General features: G+C 63.0%; 16 protein-coding genes. 5 read left to right on the plus strand and 11 right to left on the minus strand.

Annotated features, from left to right (window positions below):
- Window positions 1–3: 3 nt before the first annotated feature.
- From THIARS_RS05660 to THIARS_RS05670, 3 genes are all read right to left on the minus strand, one after another.
- Entirely contained in the window at window positions 4–1,074 is a 1,071-nt protein-coding gene (locus THIARS_RS05660; protein WP_094159816.1) for a nucleotidyl transferase AbiEii/AbiGii toxin family protein, read from the minus strand.
- Window positions 1,067–1,663 (minus strand): DUF6088 family protein, encoded by a 597-nt coding sequence (locus THIARS_RS05665; RefSeq protein WP_094159817.1) that lies wholly within the window; start codon window positions 1,661–1,663, stop codon window positions 1,067–1,069. The genes THIARS_RS05660 and THIARS_RS05665 overlap by 8 nt, the downstream gene beginning before the upstream one ends.
- A 1,102-nt stretch (window positions 1,664–2,765) precedes the next feature.
- Window positions 2,766–3,653 (minus strand): LysR family transcriptional regulator, encoded by an 888-nt coding sequence (locus tag THIARS_RS05670; protein ID WP_094159818.1) that lies wholly within the window; start codon window positions 3,651–3,653, stop codon window positions 2,766–2,768.
- A 99-nt stretch (window positions 3,654–3,752) separates the two neighbouring features.
- On the opposite strand from THIARS_RS05670, the gene THIARS_RS05675 reads away from it, so the two are divergent.
- Window positions 3,753–5,132 carry a DHA2 family efflux MFS transporter permease subunit gene (locus tag THIARS_RS05675; RefSeq protein WP_141202340.1) on the plus strand — a complete coding sequence of 460 codons (1,380 nt, stop codon included), beginning with the start codon at window positions 3,753–3,755 and terminating at the stop codon, window positions 5,130–5,132.
- 140 nt (window positions 5,133–5,272) lie between these two features.
- On the opposite strand, the gene THIARS_RS05680 is transcribed toward THIARS_RS05675, so the two are convergent.
- On the minus strand, window positions 5,273–6,829 hold the full coding sequence (locus THIARS_RS05680) for an MFS transporter (RefSeq protein ID WP_013123581.1): 1,557 nt from the start codon (window positions 6,827–6,829) through the stop codon (window positions 5,273–5,275).
- 174 nt (window positions 6,830–7,003) lie between these two features.
- Between THIARS_RS05680 and THIARS_RS05685 the strand changes: the two genes are divergently transcribed.
- Window positions 7,004–7,903 (plus strand): LysR family transcriptional regulator, encoded by a 900-nt coding sequence (locus THIARS_RS05685; RefSeq protein WP_094159820.1) that lies wholly within the window; start codon window positions 7,004–7,006, stop codon window positions 7,901–7,903.
- Between the two features lie 368 nt (window positions 7,904–8,271).
- Window positions 8,272–9,627 carry an IS1182 family transposase gene (locus THIARS_RS05690; protein WP_094159249.1) on the plus strand — a complete coding sequence of 452 codons (1,356 nt, stop codon included), beginning with the start codon at window positions 8,272–8,274 and terminating at the stop codon, window positions 9,625–9,627.
- Window positions 9,628–9,880: 253 nt separating this feature from the next.
- Here THIARS_RS05690 and THIARS_RS05695 read toward each other — a convergent pair whose 3' ends face one another.
- From THIARS_RS05695 to THIARS_RS05720, 6 genes are all read right to left on the minus strand, one after another.
- The gene (locus tag THIARS_RS05695) at window positions 9,881–10,252 is read right to left on the minus strand and encodes a helix-turn-helix transcriptional regulator (protein ID WP_245845549.1); all 372 of its coding nucleotides are present in this window, start codon (window positions 10,250–10,252) and stop codon (window positions 9,881–9,883) included.
- Window positions 10,253–10,512: 260 nt separating this feature from the next.
- The gene (gene istB, locus THIARS_RS05700) at window positions 10,513–11,292 is read right to left on the minus strand and encodes an IS21-like element helper ATPase IstB (protein ID WP_094158947.1); all 780 of its coding nucleotides are present in this window, start codon (window positions 11,290–11,292) and stop codon (window positions 10,513–10,515) included.
- A gap of 26 nt (window positions 11,293–11,318) precedes the next feature.
- Complete coding sequence (gene istA / locus THIARS_RS05705; RefSeq protein WP_094158946.1) at window positions 11,319–12,863, minus strand: IS21 family transposase; 1,545 nt, start codon at window positions 12,861–12,863, stop codon at window positions 11,319–11,321.
- Between the two features lie 147 nt (window positions 12,864–13,010).
- A complete protein-coding gene (locus THIARS_RS05710) occupies window positions 13,011–13,598 on the minus strand; it encodes an AraC family transcriptional regulator ligand-binding domain-containing protein (RefSeq protein WP_222423033.1) in 588 nt (195 codons plus the stop codon).
- A 57-nt stretch (window positions 13,599–13,655) separates the two neighbouring features.
- Window positions 13,656–14,480: an SDR family oxidoreductase gene (locus THIARS_RS05715; protein ID WP_094160648.1), complete on the minus strand. Its 825-nt coding sequence runs from the start codon at window positions 14,478–14,480 to the stop codon at window positions 13,656–13,658.
- A gap of 380 nt (window positions 14,481–14,860) precedes the next feature.
- Complete coding sequence (locus tag THIARS_RS05720; RefSeq protein ID WP_094159823.1) at window positions 14,861–15,595, minus strand: SDR family oxidoreductase; 735 nt, start codon at window positions 15,593–15,595, stop codon at window positions 14,861–14,863.
- Window positions 15,596–15,737: 142 nt separating this feature from the next.
- Between THIARS_RS05720 and THIARS_RS05725 the strand changes: the two genes are divergently transcribed.
- Window positions 15,738–16,304, plus strand: coding sequence for a TetR/AcrR family transcriptional regulator (locus THIARS_RS05725; protein WP_245845550.1), 567 nt, complete (start codon window positions 15,738–15,740; stop codon window positions 16,302–16,304).
- Window positions 16,305–16,601: 297 nt separating this feature from the next.
- On the opposite strand, the gene THIARS_RS05730 is transcribed toward THIARS_RS05725, so the two are convergent.
- Complete coding sequence (locus THIARS_RS05730) at window positions 16,602–17,483, minus strand: aldo/keto reductase family oxidoreductase (RefSeq protein WP_094159825.1); 882 nt, start codon at window positions 17,481–17,483, stop codon at window positions 16,602–16,604.
- Window positions 17,484–17,595: 112 nt separating this feature from the next.
- On the opposite strand from THIARS_RS05730, the gene THIARS_RS05735 reads away from it, so the two are divergent.
- A complete protein-coding gene (locus tag THIARS_RS05735) occupies window positions 17,596–18,504 on the plus strand; it encodes a LysR family transcriptional regulator (RefSeq protein ID WP_094159826.1) in 909 nt (302 codons plus the stop codon).
- The last annotated feature ends 150 nt before the right edge of the window (window positions 18,505–18,654 follow it).

Consider the following 18,654-nt stretch of genomic DNA (forward strand, 5'->3'; position numbering starts at 1 on the left):
GTACTATCGCGGAGAAGGTTGACGACCTAGGTTCTGGTCATCATTGTCGATGTCTACGACAGAGTTGTTGATCTTCGCTTCGAGTTCGGCGCATATCTTCAGCAACTCGTCAAAAGGTAAGGCATTGCCAACCATCACTTCGTCGGCCAGCATGGCCGCATAGTCCTTTGCGAGTGCGGCCTTGGCTTCGCCTTCGGGAACGATTTTCAGATGTCCCGTAGTCGCTGCTGCATAGTCGATGACTTGGCCGTTGGTGTCCTTCTCAATGAAGAAGTGCGACTTGTGATGGGCGACGGCCGTTGCCACCATGCGATCGGTCATGACAGCAGCGAAGTGGGCGCTTCGTGCGATCGCGACCAGGTCATGCCAGTGCCGCGCGTAACGTTCATTGCGGACGCGGCCCTGCGCGCAGAACACATGCGCTGCGGTAGCCTTCTCCCAGAAGGTGCGCGCGACGCTCATGACCAGAGGCGAGGCAGTGGGAAAGGACACTCCAGGAAAATGCTCGGCTATATCACAGGCCACCTGAAATACCTCGTGCGGTTCGCCGGTGGCGCGGCCACCGAATTCCAGCGTGACAACGGGTGCCACATACCCGGTACCTTGCGCTAGGGCTGGGTAGTGTAGGAACAGCTTGTCGTTCTCTTGGCCGCCGAGTTCGAGTCGGGCGTCCAGACGCTCGCGCGTCAGGGCCGCCTGAATCACCGGCTGCACGTTCTGCGTGATCCACTCAGGTAGCCGACGCCGCACGGCCTGCGTCCATTTGCCGGCTTGGCTGCGACTGGCCGGCAACTCTCCGTCGTGGCCGATCAGGTCCGGGATCAGCTTGCGGATGTCGTAGGTCAGGTCGATGTCTTCGGAGAAGCGGTCGATGACCTTGTAGACCTTCGACAGTGACGTGCCACCCTTGAAGGTCAGGTCGGCTGACAGCGGCGACTCGAACAGGGCGCGCAACGTCCACACCACCCACACGTCCTTTTCGAGCAGATGGGCCGGACGGCCGGTTTCAGCGCGCCCGTGTTCCAGCGCTTCGTGTTGATCCTTCTTGCTCAGAGCAAAGAAAGATTCAGCCACGAGCGGCTTCCTTGCCGATGGCTTGCGCCATCCAGCCGGGTAGCGTCGCGCGCGCCAAGGTCAGTGCCTTCCATTCGGAACGAGGCAAGGTGCGACGAAGCGACGCCAGCGACTCATCGGCGTGCGTCGGCCCGATCCAGGCCAGTGCGCGCACGGCCGAGCCTGCCGGCCGCGTGCCTAGCGCCAACATCCAGCGCGGCGCGTGCTTCACCAGCACTTCCGAGCGCCCGAGCTTCAACTTCCGGGTCCGGCCGGAGGTCAGGTAGACCTCACGGATGGGAACCTGCTGCGTCAGGCCCAGGACATTGGCGGCACTGGCGCCGTGCGGCACGACGATCTCGCCGCTCTGCTCGGCCAGCGCCCTGACGACCTTCTCGGGAGTGGGAGCGCGAGAACCGAAGCGACCGGAAATCGGGGCAGCGTAGGCGCCGCGCGCTACGCGCAGCAGCTTGCCGGCCTTGGCCAATCGAGAGAACGCCTGATCTACCGCCGATCGGCTTCCCAAGTGCAGGAACTCCTTGGGCGACAGGACGCCTCCCTCGGGGAGGGATCGCGCTTGTTGCAGGATGGTCTCGGGCAGCGTGTTCATAGGACACCTCTTAAGGTGAGAAATGATACATCAGTTTCTGACATCTTGAAAGCAGCATGGTCCCACTGATCTGGTGACGGATTGGTGGGGTGGGATAAGCGGGCCTTGACCGTTACGCTGCGCCGCATCCGCGAAAGCGCAGGTCGGTGGCCTGCGCTTTCGCGTCTTGGGGGAGGGCTATGGTTTGCGGGCGCCTTGTCATATCATTCAAGCAAGCCTCATCAGAGGCCCGCTTGGGTACGCTCAGGCCCGCAACCGCGTTGCTCCTATGTGGCTCCTGGCCTACAAGAGCCGGACTGGCCAGGGAGCTGGCACAAACGCCCAAGCCCTTGTCACACTTAGACTTCAGCCGATGCGCTGCCGTTTATGGAGTGCTTGACATCGGCCCTTTTTTGCCCCGCCGTCTGGGCGGGTCATGCTGCCCATTCCCATCGTCAACACGGGCACTTCAACTACGCGACGCGTAAACGGATCCACGCCAGTCTGCTGTGTGAACTTTTTCTGCCAAGCTGCGCAGACGCGAAGGACTCGCGCCCGTGGTGCCAAGCCGGGCCCAGGCATGCCGTAACTGCACGTCGGAGGTGAACCCGGCCGACGCCGCAGCGGCGGAAGTCGGGCCAATGCGCTGCAGATAGTGCAGCGGCGTGGTGCCCGCGTGCAGCGCGAACAGACGGCCCAGAAGCTGCGTCGATACGCGGCCTAGGCAGGCCATCGATTCGGCCGTCCGGTTGCTCTGCGGTTGCTGGCGGTGGCATCTTGCAGGCGGTGGAGCTGCAAGTGGAGGTGGCCGTGGTGGGCGAGAAGGGGCGAAGGCTCGGGGTCGGCCGGGCCGAGCCGCAACGAGACGCATCTTGTCAAGGTACTGGTGGTGGGTGGTTGCGTCGCGGCCGTCGAGGAGACCCGCATGCGCGGTCAGGAGCGCAGCGGATCAATTCCAGCCAACCCATATACCGAGTTTGTTGATTTCCAACACAACGTCAGGTGCTTCATCGAGACCGAAGAGATCCCGGCCTGCGTTCACCAAGTCTCTCGCAGATCAAGTGCCAACGCGATCAAGGCGTGTGCAACGTACATTTGCTGCATGCCTTGTCTGGCATTTCCTTCAGCGACTGGGCCGCTCGGTCGCGCGAACAACATCCAAAAAAGCGCTCACGGCATGCGATGCTCTTCCGACTTCGGAACAAACCAAACCGAAGTGACGATAAATCGGTGTCTGCAATGGAAGCACGCGCAGTCCCTTTTGATTCTCAGGCAGGGTCAGACTCGGCACGAGGGTGACGCCGACCCCTTCACGGACCAAGGCAAACGCACTCGCCCAGTCCTGAACCGTGACCCGCTGGTCGGCCAGCGACAAGCCTGCGGACTCCGCCAGACTTTTCCCATGAATCACGCATCCTCCTGTGGCCAGCACAAAAGGCTCCTCAACCAGTTCGCCGAGATTCACACTGCCATGAGGACTACGCAAAGCCAGAGGATGCCGCACCGGGACAACCGCCACCCATTCGTCATGCCCCAGCGGCACGGCGTTGCGTTCGGGTGAGGGATTCATGACGACGCCCAGGTCGATGGTGTTGTTGGTGAGCCAGGCCTCGACCTCGTCGTCGCTGGCTTCCAAGGCAACCACCTTGATGCCTGGGTGCAGTCGGCGGAAAGTACGCAGCAACGGCGGCAGCAGGGCGACAAACACGGACGGGAAACTCGCCAGCTTGATCCGTCCCCGATGCAAGCCCTTCGCTTCGTCGGCCAGGGCCTGGATCGCGTCGAGCTCGGCCAGCATCTTGCGTGCCCGGGCGATGACCTGTTCGCCAACGGCTGTCGGCACCGTGTGCCTGCGGTCTCGAACCAGCAGCGGCACCCCGAGCAACTCTTCCAGCCGTGCGATCGCCTGGCTCGCGCCCGATTGGGTCACACCGAAATTCGCCGCCGCCTTGGAAATGCCGCCCGACTCTGCGATCGCGATGAGCAGTCGCCAGTGCATGAGGTTCATCATGGTCAGTAGCTCAACTTATGCAATGAATCTGCAAGTCTAATTTTACTTCTGCGACATCGCTGAGCAAAATGGACTCATCGCCCCCACTTGGTGCTGGTCATGTCCATCGAAGTCAAATCCACCCTCGCTGCACCGAAGCGCATCGGTGGGATGCAGTCGCCAGCATTCGTTCTTACTGCCGTCGGCATCAGTTCGTTCATGGTGACGTTGGATGTGACGGCGGTCAACGTGGCCTTGCCGAGCATCGGGGACATGTTTGGCCTGCCCCTATCCGCGTTGCAGTGGGTCGCCAGTGCCTATACGCTGGTCTTCGCCAGCCTGCTCCTCACGGCCGGCGCCTCCAGCGACCGGTGGGGCGCGCGCCCGGTGTTCCTGGGCGCCCTGACGTTTTTCACCCTGGCGTCGGCAGCCTGCGGCCTGGCCCATAGCGTGGCCGAGCTGATCGCCGCCCGCGCGGTGCAAGGCCTTGGCGCCGCGGCGATCCTGCCCAGTTCCATGGCTTTACTGACGAATGCCTTTCCGCAGGCCAATCAGCGGGCGCGGGCGGTGGCCATTTGGAGCGGAATCTCGGCGACCGCGTTGGTGGCGGGGCCGCTGATCGGTGGGTTCCTGGTCCAGACCCTCGGCTGGCGTTCCATCTTCTTCGTGAACATTCCGGTCTGCCTGGTGGTCCTCTCCATCGCCGCCATCTCCGCCGGTAAGCCAGCGACCCATCGGCGCGCCTTTGACCCTGCTGGTCAGCTTCTTGCGGTCGTGGCTCTGTTCACCATCACCTTCTCGACCATTGAGGCCCGTCAATACGGCTGGACGTCGCCAGCCATCGTCGGCGCGCTGGCCATCGGCGTGGCCGCAAGCCTGCTGTTTATTGCGGTCGAACATCGTCGGCAGGAGCCGATGCTGCCACTCAGCCTGTTCCGGTCTCGGACCTTCTCCGCGTCGGTGGGCGCGGCGTTTCTCTACAACCTCTCGTATTACGGTGCGCTGTTCGTCCTGCCCGTGGCGCTGCAGGCGCAGGGCTACTCGCCGCTGTCGGTGGGCGTCCTGCTGATCCCGATGACTCTATCGACCGCCGTGTTCGCCACGGCCTCGGGCTGGATCGTCAACGCCATCGGTGCTCGCTTGCTAGCCGCCCTGGGGATGTTGGCCGGGGTGCTCGGCGCAGCGATCTTGGCCACCTTCGGCTTTACGTCCTCGAGCATGAGCGTCGGTGGATTGCTCATCGGCATGGGCGGCGGCACGCTACCCCTGATCGTCGCAGCAGCCCTCTCGAGCCTGCCTCCAGAACTCGTCGGCGTGGGATCCGGAGTATTGAACGCTGCACGCCAGAGCGGCGGCGCCATGGGCATCGCCGTCCTCGGCGCATTGCTGCAGGGCGCCACCCTGAAAGCCGGTCTGGCGTTGGCGATGATCGCCGCCGTCTTTCTGGCGGGCGCCGTCCTCACCTTTTTCTTTATGCGAGAGGGTACTCGCCCAAAGTGAACGGCTGATTGCCTTGCAGCTTCTGCAAGCCAAGTTCATGACGCGAAAGGCACTATCTGTCGTGATTGGTACTGTTTTACAACGATGGTCGCAGATTGCGGCGCAACCGTCAGTCCGCAGTTACCAAATGACGGCTATCCCTACAACCCGGCACTCTCGCCACGGAGTTCACTGAGTTCGACATATGTGGGTTTGGAGTGGCCCAGGAACCCGAAGACCATCGCAGCAGAAAGCAAGCTGATGGCGGCCAGCACGTAGAGCAGGAGATGAAATGCGTCTGCGTAACTGTGCATGAGCCCGATATGCGTCGCGTTTGGCAGCAACTGCAGCGCGCGGGACATGTCGCCCATCGCCAGGCGATTGGCCGCAGCGCACAAAGTGGCACTGCTCACGCTGGCAGGTTCGGTGCTTGCCAAGTTCGCTTGGACCATCCCACCGAGCAGCGCCGTCACGATGGCAAGCGCAATGCCCTCTCCGGCAACGCGCGTTGTGTTGAAGATGCCGGTCGCCATGCCCGCCCGCTCCTTGGGTACGACGCTGACTGCAAGACCGTCCATCAAGCCCCACGGCAGGCTCACGCCGATGCCAATGAGGATCATGGCCAAGATGGTCTGATCCGGCAGTTGCCCAGGAGGACACTGGGCCAGCCACACATTGCCGCAGGCGCACAGCAGAAGCCCGACGCCGGAGATGAGACCAGGCGAAAGCCACCGAGTCAGCATCCCGGCAAGGAAGGGAATGACAAGCATCGGTGCCGACAGCGCGAACATCATTTGCCCCGCTGTCATCGCGTCCAGCCCCTCAATCCCGATAAAGCGCTGAGGCAGAAGCACCAGCAGGACGACGTAGGCATACGCAGGCGCTGCCGCCAGGAACTGGACGCCGATGAAACGCGGGTAGCGAAACAGGGACAAGTCGAGCATCGGCCGTTTGGATCGCCGTTCGACAATCACGAAGGTGGCCATGATCAGACTGGATGTTGCGAGCAGGGCCAGCACGGGTGCGCTCAACCATCCGTTTTCCGGCACGAGCAGGACCGCAACGGTGAAAAACGTCAAAGCACCGGTGAATGTTGCCGCGCCCAGCCAATCGAATCCTGTCGCACCTGGGTCGCGCGTTTCGCGGATGCACCATCCCCCTAACGCGAAGGCGAGCAGCGTGATCGCCGTCACACTCAGGAAGACAGAACGCCAGCCGAAATGCTCAATCAAAAATCCGGCGACGACCGGGCCGCAGGCCAGGCCGACGCCAAACGTGGTCCCCAGCAGACTGAACGCACGGGTGCGCGCGTTGCCTTCGAACTCCTGGGCCAATGCCGCGGCGCCCGACGACAGCGCCGCGGCGCTGGCGACTCCTTGTAGCGCCCGTAAAGTATCCAGCCAGAGCATGCTAGTGGCGTGCATCGCGATCAGTGACAAGATTGCGAATCCCATCGTTCCGAGCATGAACAGCCGCTTGCGTCCATAGCGATCGGCGAGAGAGCCGCCAATCATGAGACTGCTACCGAACGCTAGCATGAAAGCGTTCGTCACCCAGCTAAGTTCGATGGGGGTTCCGCCCAAACCTTGCGCGATAGCAGGCAATGCAACTGCCGGGCCAGTGAAGCTGACGGGCATCGAGAGTCCGGAAAGGCAAATGGCACCCAGGACCAACAGCTTCTGCGTTCCGTTGTAAGTGCCACATTCGTCCATGCTCATACAGAAATCCTCTAGTCAAATGCTGGTGAAGGGCATGGTCCCGAATAGGCGTACCACACTTCGCATTGAGGGTGATGCTAGGCAGAGGGCGTCTTGAGATAAATGGCTTTGCTATCCGAACAATGTGGATGAAAATTCCGCAATACCGGTAAGACGCGTTACGCGATTTGCACTATGGACAATTTGAGTGGGCTGGCCGCTTTCGTGCGGGCTGCCGAAACGCTGAGCTTCGTTGCCGCAGGCCGCGATCTCGGGCTTTCCGCTTCAGCTGTCGGCAAGAGCATCGCCCGCCTCGAAAAGCATTTGGGTGTCAGGCTTTTCCATCGCACCACACGTCAGATCAGCCTGACCGACGAGGGCATGACGTTTTTCGTGCGTTGCCGCAGTGCACTGCAAGAGATCGAGGACGCCGAGGCAGAGCTTTCGAAGGCAAAAGGGACACCGCGCGGCAGGCTGAAGATCAGTTTGCCCACCATTGGTTACCGCCTTCTCTTACCAGTCATCCCTCAATTTCGCCATGCATACCCCGAAATTGACCTGGAATTCGATTTCAGCGACCGCTTGGTCGACGTGATCAACGAGGGCTTCGACGCTGTGATCCGCAGTGGCCCTTTGTCCGACTCCACCCTTACGGCGAAACCTCTCTGCCCCTATCGGTTCATCGTGTGCGCATCGCCCGCCTACTTTGTTCAATATGGGGCGCTTGGCAATGCCCGTGACCTCGCGAATCACGTGTGTTTGCGATTCAAGTATCCGTCGAGCGGCAAGCTCCAGGAGTGGCTACTCAATGGCGTGTCGGTATTGCAAGGCCAGAGCGCCTCTGTTCGATCGCAGCAGCTCGTCTTTAACAATACCGAAGCGGTACTGTCGGCCGCGCTGCAAGGACTTGGTATTGCCTACGTTCCAGATTTCGTCGCGCGTGAACCGCTGGCCGAGGGGAAGTTGCGCCCTGTGCTCGAGAGTGCGAGTACCCGTCAAGGCATGTTTCAGATTCTCTGGGCGACGAATCGGCACATGGTTCCGAGGCTGCGCGTATTCATAGACTTTCTGGGGCAGCATCTACACCGCGAGTGAACAGCCGCCGGGTTTGATGGAGGTCCCACAGGACTCCGGTCGATCACGATCACATCGCCCTTGATGAAAACGGCCATCTGCTGCGCCGGCTTTTCGAGCAGTTGCCGCGCTGGCTCGTGTCTGTGAGTATTCCAGCGCAAACCCGCCAGTCGTTCTGATCCAAAGCGGTCACAGGCGCCAGGCGGGGCAGGTCAACATGTCGGCGGCCATAGGCGACATTTCTTGGATGTGGTGCAATCCTCACGACCGCTCCTCGGCCTGAACGGACTCTCGCCAGATTCGGCCTAGGAGGCTGTCGGACTTTCCAGGCTTACGCCTGATGGATCAATCCGAGACAATGGCGACAGTGCATTGAGGAGTTCCTCGCGATGAGCCGCTTTGTTTGTGTTGATCGAGACACGGCCTACCTTCTGCCGCCTTCGGTGGACGAGTGGTTGCCCAGTGATCACCTTGCGCGCTTTGTGGTCGAAGTGATTGATCGGCTTGATCTGGACGATCTGGTCAAGCAGTACGCGGGCCGTGGCTCTGCCGCGCATCACCCTGCGGTGCTGCTGGGGCTGCTGATCTACGGGTATGCCAACGGGGTGCATTCGAGCCGCAAGATCGAACGCGCGACCTACGACTCGGTGGCGTTCCGCTTTGTGGCGGCCAATACGCATCCCGATCACGACACGCTGGCGACGTTCCGTCGGCGCTTTCTGAAGGAGATCGAGGCGCTGTTCGTGCAGGTGCTGGTGCTGGCGCGCGAGATGAAGTTACTCAAGCTCGGTCACATTGCGCTGGACGGCACCAAGATTGGAGCCAACGCGAGCAAGCACAAGGCGCTGTCGTGGGGTCATGCCAACAAGATCGAGGCGCAGTTGCGCCAGGAAGTCCAGGACCTGTTGGCGCGGGCGGAGAAGGATGATGGATCCAGCGCGCCCGATGGCATGGATGTGCCCGCCGAGATTGCCCGCCGCGAGGACCGTCTGCGCGCCATCGCGCAGGCCAAGGCCAAGATTGCGCAACGCGCCGCCGAACGATTCAAGGCGGAGCAGCAGGAGTTTGAGGCCAAAGAGGCCAAGCGCCGCGCCCAGCGCGAGGCTGGCAAGAAGCCGCGCGGGCGGGATCCCGAGCCGCCCCAGGCCGGTCCCCAGGACGGCGACCAGGTCAACCTGACGGACGAGGAGTCGCGCATCATGCCGGTGTCCGGCGGCGGCTTCGAGCAGAGCTACAACGCCCAAGCCGGCGTGGACATCGAGACGATGATGGTGGTCACCGCGCACGTCACGCAGTCCTGCAATGACAAGCGCGAAGTGGTGCCCACGCTGGAGCAGATAGCGGCGTTGCCCGAGGCGCTGGGCACCGTGCAGACCCTGGTCGCCGACAACGGCTTTTGCAGCCAGGCGAACGTGGTCGCCTGCGTGCAGGCGGGAATCGAGCCGCTGCTGGCGATGAAGCGCGAGTCGCATCACGTGCCACTGGCCGAACGGTTTGGGCCCGACCCCGACGCGCCGCGAACTGCGGAGCCGGTCGCCAACATGGCCCACCGCCTGTCCACACAGGCAGGCCGGGCGCTGTACAAACTGCGCAAGCAGACCGTCGAGCCCGTGTTCGGCATCATCAAGCACGTCATGGGCTGGCGTCAGATGAGCATGCGCGGACTGCACAAGGCGCAAGGCGAGTGGAACCTCGTGACCATGGCCTGGAACATCAAGCGCATGCATGTGCTGCGCGCCAGGTGACGAGCAAAGGGGGAAGTGCGCCCAGATCACGCCCCACCGCACGACCTGCTACGCGCCCCAACGGGCCGCCCAGGAGCCTGTGCAAGTGATGAAGACGCTGGCGGCGTGCCGGGTCACGCAAAAACCGCGCCGCTCGCCGCCGCCACCCGCCCCTCGGGCTTAAGTCCGACGGTCTCCTAGAGGCCGGTCACGACCCATTGCCGTCATCGACAGCCCGCAGACTCACACCTGATCAATGGACGAGGATGGACTGTCAGTGTGCAACCTGTCCCTGCCTGGCGCCGTCCGGGGTTCGTCCAGTCCAGTTCTTGAACGCCCGGTAGAACGAGTTCGGCTCGTCAAAGCCCAGCAAGAACGAAATCTCGGCGATGGGCAGCGCGGTCTTCAACAAGTAATGTCTGGCCAAGGACTGGCGAGTCTCCTGGAGAATGTGCTGGAAATTGCGCCCTTCACCTTCCAGCCGACGCTGCAGCGTGCGCTTGCTCATCAGGAGCTTGGCGGCAATGGCCTCCATGCTGCAGCGGCCGCTCGGCAACCCTTCCAAAAGCGCCGCATGCACCCTGGCGGCGGTCGTCACCGCAGCGCCCAAGTCGGCCAGGCGCAGACGCAGCTCTGGCTCAAACACGGCCCATATGGCGGCATTCGAGGTCAGAAACGGCCTGTGGGCATCTGAGGTGCGTATTCCGGCGAACGTGACCGCTGATTCCGGTCATCGTGACCGATGGTGGTGTTGCGCGGCTTGATTTTAGGTTTGGCTTGCTTTGAGGGTTGGCTTTCCTTTCTCAAATTGTTGTTGAAACGGTTTCGTCAGGCCCCCGCCAGGCCGCCGGAGGCACCCCCCGATCGGGCATGTATGCATGATCCCGCTCGACAGGCATCAGAGAATCAATCGGTATCTTTGCTTGCGGGCGCCTGCGAGCCCGCCTTGCCTTTGGCCGGCACCTTCTTGCGCAACGACTCTCCGGTGAGCGTGAGTCGGTGATGGCTTTGCATCAGCCGATCCAGCATCGCGTCGGCCATCGTGGCGTCACCAATCCATTCGTGCCAATGCTCAATGGGCAACTGGCTGGTGATGATCGTGGCGCGGCTGGCCGCCCGGTCATCAATGATCTCCAGCAAATCGGCCCGCGTTTGCGCATCCATGGCCGTCATCCCCCAGTCATCGAGCAGCAACACGTCCGTGTTCTTGAGCGTGTCCAACCAACGCGTGAAGGTGCCATTGGCGTGCCGTATGCGCAGCTCCTCGCCCAGGCGGGGCACGCGTTGGTAGATGGCGCTGTGGCCACGCCTGCAAGCGTGCTGCGCCAAGGCGCACCCCAACCACGATTTGCCCGCCCCGGTGGGGCCGGTAATCAGCACCGCATGCCCGGCCTGCACCCAATCGCCCAGGGCCAGGCTCATCACCGCGCTGCGCTCAATGCCGCGCGTGCTGCGGCTGTCCAAGTCCTCAATGGCGGCCTGTGGGTATTTGAGCTTGGCCAACTTGAGCAGGCGCGCGCAGCGCCGGTCCTGCCGGCCATGCACTTCGCGGTCCACCAGCAGGGCGAGCCGCTCCTCAAAGCTCATGGCGGCCATGCCGCCGGTGCGCAGTTGCTGCTCCAGGGCCTGGGCCATGGTCTCCAGCCGCAAGCCGCGCAGCTGATTCAGGGTCGTGTTCATCATCATGGTCGTCTCGTTCTCGTGTGGGATGTTCATTGGTAGTAATCCGCGCCGCGCACATGCGCGTGCGACGGGCTCGTCCACTCGGGCGTGGTGCTGGCTTGCAGCAGGTCGCGCCGGTTCACCAAGATGTCGCGGATGTGCGTGTACTTGGAGGTGCCCAACGCGCACGCCAACACGCAGGCCGCCTCCAGGCGTGCGTCGCCGTAGCGTTTGCTCAAGGACAACAACCCCAGGCACGCTCGGTACGCGTGCTCGGGATGCCGCTGCCGCTCCAGCATCCGGCGCACCGTGAGGGCGCAGGCCACGCCGACACGCTCGCCCCAATGGATGAGCCGCTCGGGCGTCCACTGGGCCTGGGCTTGGTGCCGATCGGGCAGGTGTTCAGCCACGGTGGTGAAGCCCCCCGGGTGCGCACAGCGCCTGTGGCTGGCCACGCGTTGCCCGCGGTGCACCACCTCCACGGCACTGGCCGTGATGCGCAGCTCCAGCGCCATGCCCACCAGGGCGTGGGGCACGCTGTAGCGGTGGGCTTCGAACTCGATGTGGCTGTCGATATGCACGCGCACGGTTTTGAAGACCGCCCATTCCCAGGCTTGCAGCGGCAGCGCCATCAGCGCCGGGGCATCGATTTCCTTGAACACGCTGGCCCGGCAGCCGGGCAGCTTCTGGAAGGCGCGCTGGTTGAGGTATTCCAGCAGCGGGGCCATGGCGTCGTTGACGTCGTCGATGGTGGCGAACTGGATCTTGCGCAGGCGCGCCAAGATCCAGCGCTCCACCAGTTGCACGCTGAGCTCGACCTTGGCTTTGTCCTGTGGGTGATAAGCCCGCGCGGGCAGCACCGAGCAGCCGTAGTGGCGGGCAAAGTCGAGCACGGTGTCGTTCAACTGTGGCTCGTAGCGGTTGGCGCTTTTGACCAAGGCGCGTGGGTTGTCTGGGACGATGAGTTGCGGCACGCCGCCAAAGAAGGTCAGCGCGCGCGCCGTGGCGCCGAGCCAGTCGCAGGCCGTTTGCGCCGGCGTGGCCAGCGCGAAGCAGTAGCCCGAGGCGCCCATGGCGGCGACAAAGATGTTGGCGCGCTGGCCATTGGTCAAAGCCACCGTGGGTCCGGCGTAGTCGATGAACAGCTTCTCGCCGGCGCGGTGGACTTGGCGCATTGAGCGCTTCAGACGATTGGCAAACTGGCGGTAGTTCTCGCAGAACTGCGAGTAGCGCCAGGGTTTGACGGGATGCTCGGGGTCGTGTTCGTCGCCGGTCTGGGCGCAGTATTCCTCCCACAGCAGTGCCAGCGTCATGCCTTTGCGGCGCAGCTCCTGGTGAATGCGGCCGTAGTCGGCCTGGGCGTAGATATCGCTGGGCCGCGGTGCGGAAAGAAGCTGCCGCTCCAGGGCTGCTTCGTCCATCGCTGCCACGGTGGGCCAGTCCAGGCCGGCGGCCACGGCCAAGCCGACGTACTTGGTGACCACACCTTTGGAGATGCCCAGAGCGGTGGCTATTTGCTGGTGGGATTGCCCACCTTCGAGTTTGAGACGCAAGGCGTCTTTGAGTTTGCGCATGTTGATCCTTGGGGCGGCCATGGGGCTCCTGCAAATGCAGTGAAGCTACTTGGTCCGCCAGGTTGATTCATGCGCAACACCATTCCGGTGTCGTAGTCCAACGGCCCGGTCACGATGACCGGATTCGCCGGTCACGTTCCCGGAATCGCCCGGTCACGATGACCGGAATCAGCGGTCACGTTGGTCCGGAATACGCACTGAGGCACTGAAGGTGACTCGATGGGTTCCGCCACGCCGAATCGGCAGGCCCAGATACTGTTCATAGGGATCGCTGGGCGCAGGAGGGCGCGTCGTCAGCACTTCGATTGGACGGATCTCCTCTCGGGTGCCCATGCGCGCCAGGGCAACCACGAACAACAGCTCCATGACCACCAGTGACGCGGGTGGAGGCGGCCCGTCGGGCCAGGTGAATTCGATGGCCACGGTCCCCCGCTCCTCGATGACGGCCAAGTCCATGGGCGCGACCAAGGCCTTGAATTTCGCGATGCGCTGCGCGGCCACGAACAGGTCCGGACTGCACAGCGCCGCGAACAAGGGCGGCAGGAAGGACTCGCTGCGGATGGTGCGCGCAAGCCGCAGCGGGAAACATGCGTCGCCGGTCTCCGCCTCAATGGCTTCCCAGAACCGGAAGTAGCTGTCGGGCGGCAAGCGGACAGAGGCTTGCTGCAGCAAGTCCTCCGGCAGGTTCGCTCGACGCAGCGCGTTCTGCGGCGAGATGCCGAGATCGCTGAGCAGCGTGCGCCATGTCGCATCCAAGGCGTAGGTCTGGGTTTGCATGACCCGCTGTGTCCTCTCCTGCGATCTGTTCCGCTGTCAGCCGTGAATGCCGAACTGTGTTCGCATGCCGGCCATGAATGCTTCCTCGCCCACTTGATTACGCTGAGCGAGCATCTGCGCTGCATCGGCACCCGCCACGTGGTGGAGCCGAGGGCTTGGATCGCCGACCGCAGCATAGACGACCGCCGCCGCATCTTCCGGTTCCGCGCCCTGCGCCAGCATCGGGCCCAGCACGCCAAGGGTGGTTTGAACCAGTGGCTGATAGGTCTCGATGGCGGGATCGTTGCTGAAGTCCAGGGAGCGGGTGCCGAAGTCCGTCTTCATGCCGCCAGGCGCCACCACCTTGACGCGAACACCAAGCGGCACCAACTCGTAGTGAAGTGATTCCGACAGGCCTTCCACCGCGAACTTGGACCCGTGGTAGAGCGTGCCCAGCGGAAAGGCAAGGCGTCCGCCCACCGAGGAGATGTTGACGATGGTGCCACTGCGCTGTGCTCTGAAGTGCGGCAGAACGGCCTTGATCGTGGCAAGGAGACCCAGCACGTTCACATCGAACTGTCGGCGAACCTTTGCCATGGATGTGGCCTCCAGCGGCCCATAGGCGCCATATCCGGCATTGTTCACGAGCGCATCGATGCGGCCAAAACGCTGAAGGCCCAAAGCCACGGCATGTTGAATGCTCTCTTCATCCTGGACATCGAGTCGGGTGACCAGGACACCGGAGAGTTGCGTCAGTTCCCTTTCTTGATTGGGATCGCGCATCGTCGCAACGACATTCCAGCCATGGGCATGGAAGTATTTTGCGGTAGCACGCCCCAGGCCCGAAGAGGCGCCAGTGATGAGAACGGTGAGATGGGTCACAGTGTGGCTCCAGAGTTGTTGGTGGAGCCAGTGTTCCAAAAAGACGCTGATCAGGCAGCATCCGATTGCGCCAAGTCGCTATCTGATCGCGTCGCTGGCACGCCAAGCGCTCGCGCCTTCCGGGCGGCAATCTTTAATGCCGGTAGCCGCATTGCCGACGTTGCCCTCGATAAGATCGGTGTCCGCACAGGCCGAGTTACTGTCACTGGCCGGTCCTCGGCCTTTGCGGTCGTTCACATTGCTGCATCAACGGACCGCTGTTCGGCCATTAGGGGTCGTTCATGAACGCCGCCTTGGAAGCATCGATTCCCATAACGTTCTTGCTACGCAATCCGGCAGGTGAGTTCGCGCCGATGCGGAGTAGCCCGGCAATCGCGAGTTCACCAAGCAAGCGGTGCGTCTGCACTGAAGAATCCGCCGGAAGCGCCGTCGTTGCCGATCAGCGCGTAATGCAGCGCGGCCGCTGCACCTTCGGCGAGGGTCTGCGTCCCTTGATGGTGATTCAGGTCAGTGGCGGTGAAGCCGGGATTCACTGCGTTCACCTTGATGCCCGCTTCCTGCAGCTCTGCCGCGAGCTGAACCGTGAGCATGTTCAAGGCCGCCTTCGATGCGCTGTAGCCCAGGAACTTGTACGCGGCGTACTTCCACTGCGGGTCTGAGTTCATCGTCAATGAGCCGAGTTCGCTCGACACATTGACGATTCGGCCGGCCGACGAGCGGCGCAGCAAAGGCAGCATCGCCTGCGTCACGGCCAGCGTGCCGAAGAAGTTGGTGTCGAAGATGCGACGGACAGCTTCGATGCTGGCCTCTGACGGTGCTGCGTCGCGTGCGTCGCTGATGCCGGCGTTGTTGACCAGCACGTCGAGACGGGCAAACTCGGCATCGATCCGCTCCGCGGCTGCGGTCAGCGTGGATGGCCCGCCCAGGTCGATTTCGATGAACCGGGCGTCGAGCCCTAGCGATTGCAGCGCCGCTGCGGCTGCCTCGCCCAGCGCCGCATCGCGCGCACCCAGCAGCACGGTCAGCCCGCGTTGCGCCAGCTCACGCGCCACTTCGTTCCCGATACCTTTGTTGGCACCGGTGACGAGGGCGACCCGTTTGTCGGTCGTTGGCATTGCAATTCTCTCCTCGTAAAGTCGGCTGAGATACTGGAGTTTATGAAGAATCCTTCAGATATAGAATTCGCATATGCTGCCGCCATCGTCCGTCGCCCTCGGGCCTCGCAAACAGCCGCGCCAGGCGCGATCGCAGGTCACTGTGGACGCCGTCTTCGAGACGACCATTCAGGTTTTGCTGAGCGATGGGCCGCGGCGCCTGACGACCACGCGCGTGGCCGACCGCGCCGGCGTCTCGGTCGGCACGCTGTACCAGTACTACCCGAACAAGCAGGCGCTGCTCTATGCCGTGCTGCAGCGTCATCTGACCCGCGTCGGAGACACCGTCGAGGCGGCCGCTCGAGCAATGCATCACGCCCGGCTGAGCGTCATGGTCGCTGCGGTTGTCGAGGCCTTCGTGCGCGCCAAGACCGAGCGCATCGACGAAGCATGCGCGCTCTACGGAGTAGCCGGCGAGCTTGATTCGACGGAACTTGTGAAGGCAGTGGGAAGACGGAACCGTGCCGCGATCTCGGCCATGCTGGCGACCGCGTCCGACGCACGCTTCGACGACTTGGCACTGACATCGTTCATGTTCTCCGCGGCGATGGCCGGCCCCACCCGCGCGATGCTCGAAGGTGGTGCGCCGCCGAAAATGCTGCGCGCATTGCGTGGGCAGCTGGAGTCGCTTTGTCTGGGCTATCTCCAGCACGAGGCGTTGCGTCCATGAACGCGATTTAGTGCCCCCGCGCGGGTGTTCCATGGCGAGAGATCAGTACAGCTTGCTCGCGGACGTCTGGTTCCGACCATCGAGTTTCGGTGTCTGCAGGACCGGAACGGGGCGCTCGCAACCGAAGGGCGCCGTCCAGCGACAGACCGCTCAGACCGAGTTACTGTCACTGGCCGGTCCTCGGCCTGAACAGCTGTTCAGCATAGCTTGAGGCAACGTCCGCATTGGCGCGGTCAGCGGCCACATTGATCTGTGGCTGCGTCGAAGGGCGTCCAGCCATGGACGCGCATTCTCAACTCAGTGCGACGCAGCGCTCGCGGCCATAGTGTCCAATATGGCAATTGCCTCATCGGGCAGTTTCAGTTCAGCTGCCGCCAGATTCTGTCGCAGATGCTCGACCAACGAAGTGCCGGGAATCAGCACGAGATTGGGTGAGCGCTGCAACAGCCAGGCAAGTGCCACCTGCATGGACGTCGCGCAGAGTTCTGTCGCCACTGCCGAAAGCGCATTCGACTGCAGCGGCGAAAAACCACCGAGCGGGAAAAACGGCGCGTAGGCGATGCCATCGCTCGCCAGTTGTTGAATCAGTTCATCGTCATGGCGGTGAGCCAGGTTGTAGTGATTCTGAACGCAGACGATGTCGCACATCCGGCGCCCATCCGCGACCTGGCGGGCCGTTACGTTGCTCAGCCCAATATGACGGATCAGCCCTTGCCGCTGCAGTTCGGTGAGGGCTGACAGCGGCTCTTCCAGCGAGCCTTCCGCCGGCCCGTGGATACCCAACATGCTGCGCAGGTTCACCACATCCAGCACGTCCACACCGAGGTGGCGCAGATTGTCGTGAACGGCCTGAGTCAGCTCCTCGCGCGACATGGCAGGGATCCACGATGCATCCGACCCGCGCTTGGCGCCGACCTTTGTGACGATGACCAAATCGTCCCGGTATGGGTGCAGCGCCTCACGGATGATCTGGTTGGTGATGTAGGGGCCATAGAAATCGCTGGTGTCGATGTGGTTGACGCCACTTTCCACCGCCATGCGGAGCACGGCCAATGCAGCCGCCCTGTCCCTGGGCGGACCGAAGACGCCGGGCCCGGCGAGTTGCATGGCGCCGTAGCCCATGCGTCTGACATCACGACTGCCGAGGCGAAAGCGACCGGCCTTATCAAGTGCGTTCATTTGGGATTCCCATTCAAGACGAAGGACACAATGTAGGCAGATAGGACGCGTACGATAAGTAGGCACAGTTGGCACAGGCTGTGCGATAAAGCAAACAGTGCAAGAGGTATCGATGGCAGCACAACTCAGCGATCTGGCGGCATTCCTGGCTGTCGCACGCGCTGGCGGGTTCCGTGAAGCGGCAAGGTCTGGCGGCGTCAGTCCGTCAAGCCTGAGCGAGGCGTTGCGACGGCTGGAGGCGCGGCTGGGCGTTCGCCTGCTCCACCGCAGCACGCGCAGCGTGATGCCCACCGAGGCCGGCGTGCGACTGCTGGAGCGGCTGGGGCCGGCGCTCGGGGAGGTGGAGGCCGCGCTCGACGTGGTCAACGGCTTTCGCGATCGTCCGGTCGGCACGCTGCGACTCAACGTGCCGGCGAGCGCCGCGCGGCTGGTCCTGCCGAGCCTGTTACCGCCCTTCTTGGCGGCGTACCCGGACATCGTCCTGGATGTGGTGGTTGAAGAAGGCTTTGTCGACATCCTCGCAGCAGGATGCGACGCTGGCATCCGTTACGAGGAGCGCTTGGCTCAGGACATGATCGCCATCCCCATTGGGCCCCGTCGGCAGCGCATGGCCACCGCGGCAGCTCCCGCCTATCTCGAAGCACGCGGGCGTCCAGCTCATCCGCGCGACCTACTGAACCATGCTTGCCTGCGTGGCCGCTTCGCCAGCGGTGCGATGCCGGCCTGGGAATTTCAGCGCAGTGCCGAGGTGGTGACTGTGGAACCCAGCGGACCATTGATCGTGCGCGTGAGCGGGGGCGTGGACCTCGCGGTCGATGCAGCCGTCGCGGGCTGCGGCATCATCCATCTGTTCGAAGAATGGCTGAGACCCTACCTTGAAAGCGGTGCCCTGGAGCCGGTGTTGGAGTCATGGTGGCGGCCCTTCACCGGACCGTTCCTGTACTACCCGGGCCGACGCTACCTTCCCGCACCGCTGCGGGCCTTCGTAGATTTCGTGCAGGCACAGCAGGTTCAGGTTTGAGGACCAATGCCAAGACTGAGGTCCGCCTCGGGAGGCGACTGGGCAGGCCTGGTCCCGGCCAGGAACAGTCCGACCCGTTCTCCGACGCCGACTTACGAGAGACCGATGAGCCCTCAAAGCAGCCCCAGGGCCAACGCGTGCTTGTCGGCC

Source organism: Thiomonas delicata (assembly GCF_900088825.1).
GTDB classification, from domain to species: domain Bacteria; phylum Pseudomonadota; class Gammaproteobacteria; order Burkholderiales; family Burkholderiaceae_C; genus Thiomonas_A; species Thiomonas_A delicata.

Coding starts and splice junctions, on each gene's coding strand:
- THIARS_RS05735 (WP_094159826.1), top strand. CDS start 17,596: ATGGCAGCACAACTCAGCGATCTGGCGGCATTCCTGGCTGTCGCACGC.
- istB (WP_094158947.1), bottom strand. CDS start 11,292: ATGATGATGAACACGACCCTGAATCAGCTGCGCGGCTTGCGGCTGGAG.
- THIARS_RS05720 (WP_094159823.1), bottom strand. CDS start 15,595: ATGCCAACGACCGACAAACGGGTCGCCCTCGTCACCGGTGCCAACAAA.
- THIARS_RS05665 (WP_094159817.1), bottom strand. CDS start 1,663: ATGAACACGCTGCCCGAGACCATCCTGCAACAAGCGCGATCCCTCCCC.
- THIARS_RS05685 (WP_094159820.1), top strand. CDS start 7,004: ATGGACAATTTGAGTGGGCTGGCCGCTTTCGTGCGGGCTGCCGAAACG.
- THIARS_RS05680 (WP_013123581.1), bottom strand. CDS start 6,829: ATGAGCATGGACGAATGTGGCACTTACAACGGAACGCAGAAGCTGTTG.
- THIARS_RS05670 (WP_094159818.1), bottom strand. CDS start 3,653: ATGATGAACCTCATGCACTGGCGACTGCTCATCGCGATCGCAGAGTCG.
- THIARS_RS05690 (WP_094159249.1), top strand. CDS start 8,272: ATGAGCCGCTTTGTTTGTGTTGATCGAGACACGGCCTACCTTCTGCCG.
- THIARS_RS05730 (WP_094159825.1), bottom strand. CDS start 17,483: ATGAACGCACTTGATAAGGCCGGTCGCTTTCGCCTCGGCAGTCGTGAT.
- istA (WP_094158946.1), bottom strand. CDS start 12,863: ATGGCCGCCCCAAGGATCAACATGCGCAAACTCAAAGACGCCTTGCGT.
- THIARS_RS05675 (WP_141202340.1), top strand. CDS start 3,753: ATGTCCATCGAAGTCAAATCCACCCTCGCTGCACCGAAGCGCATCGGT.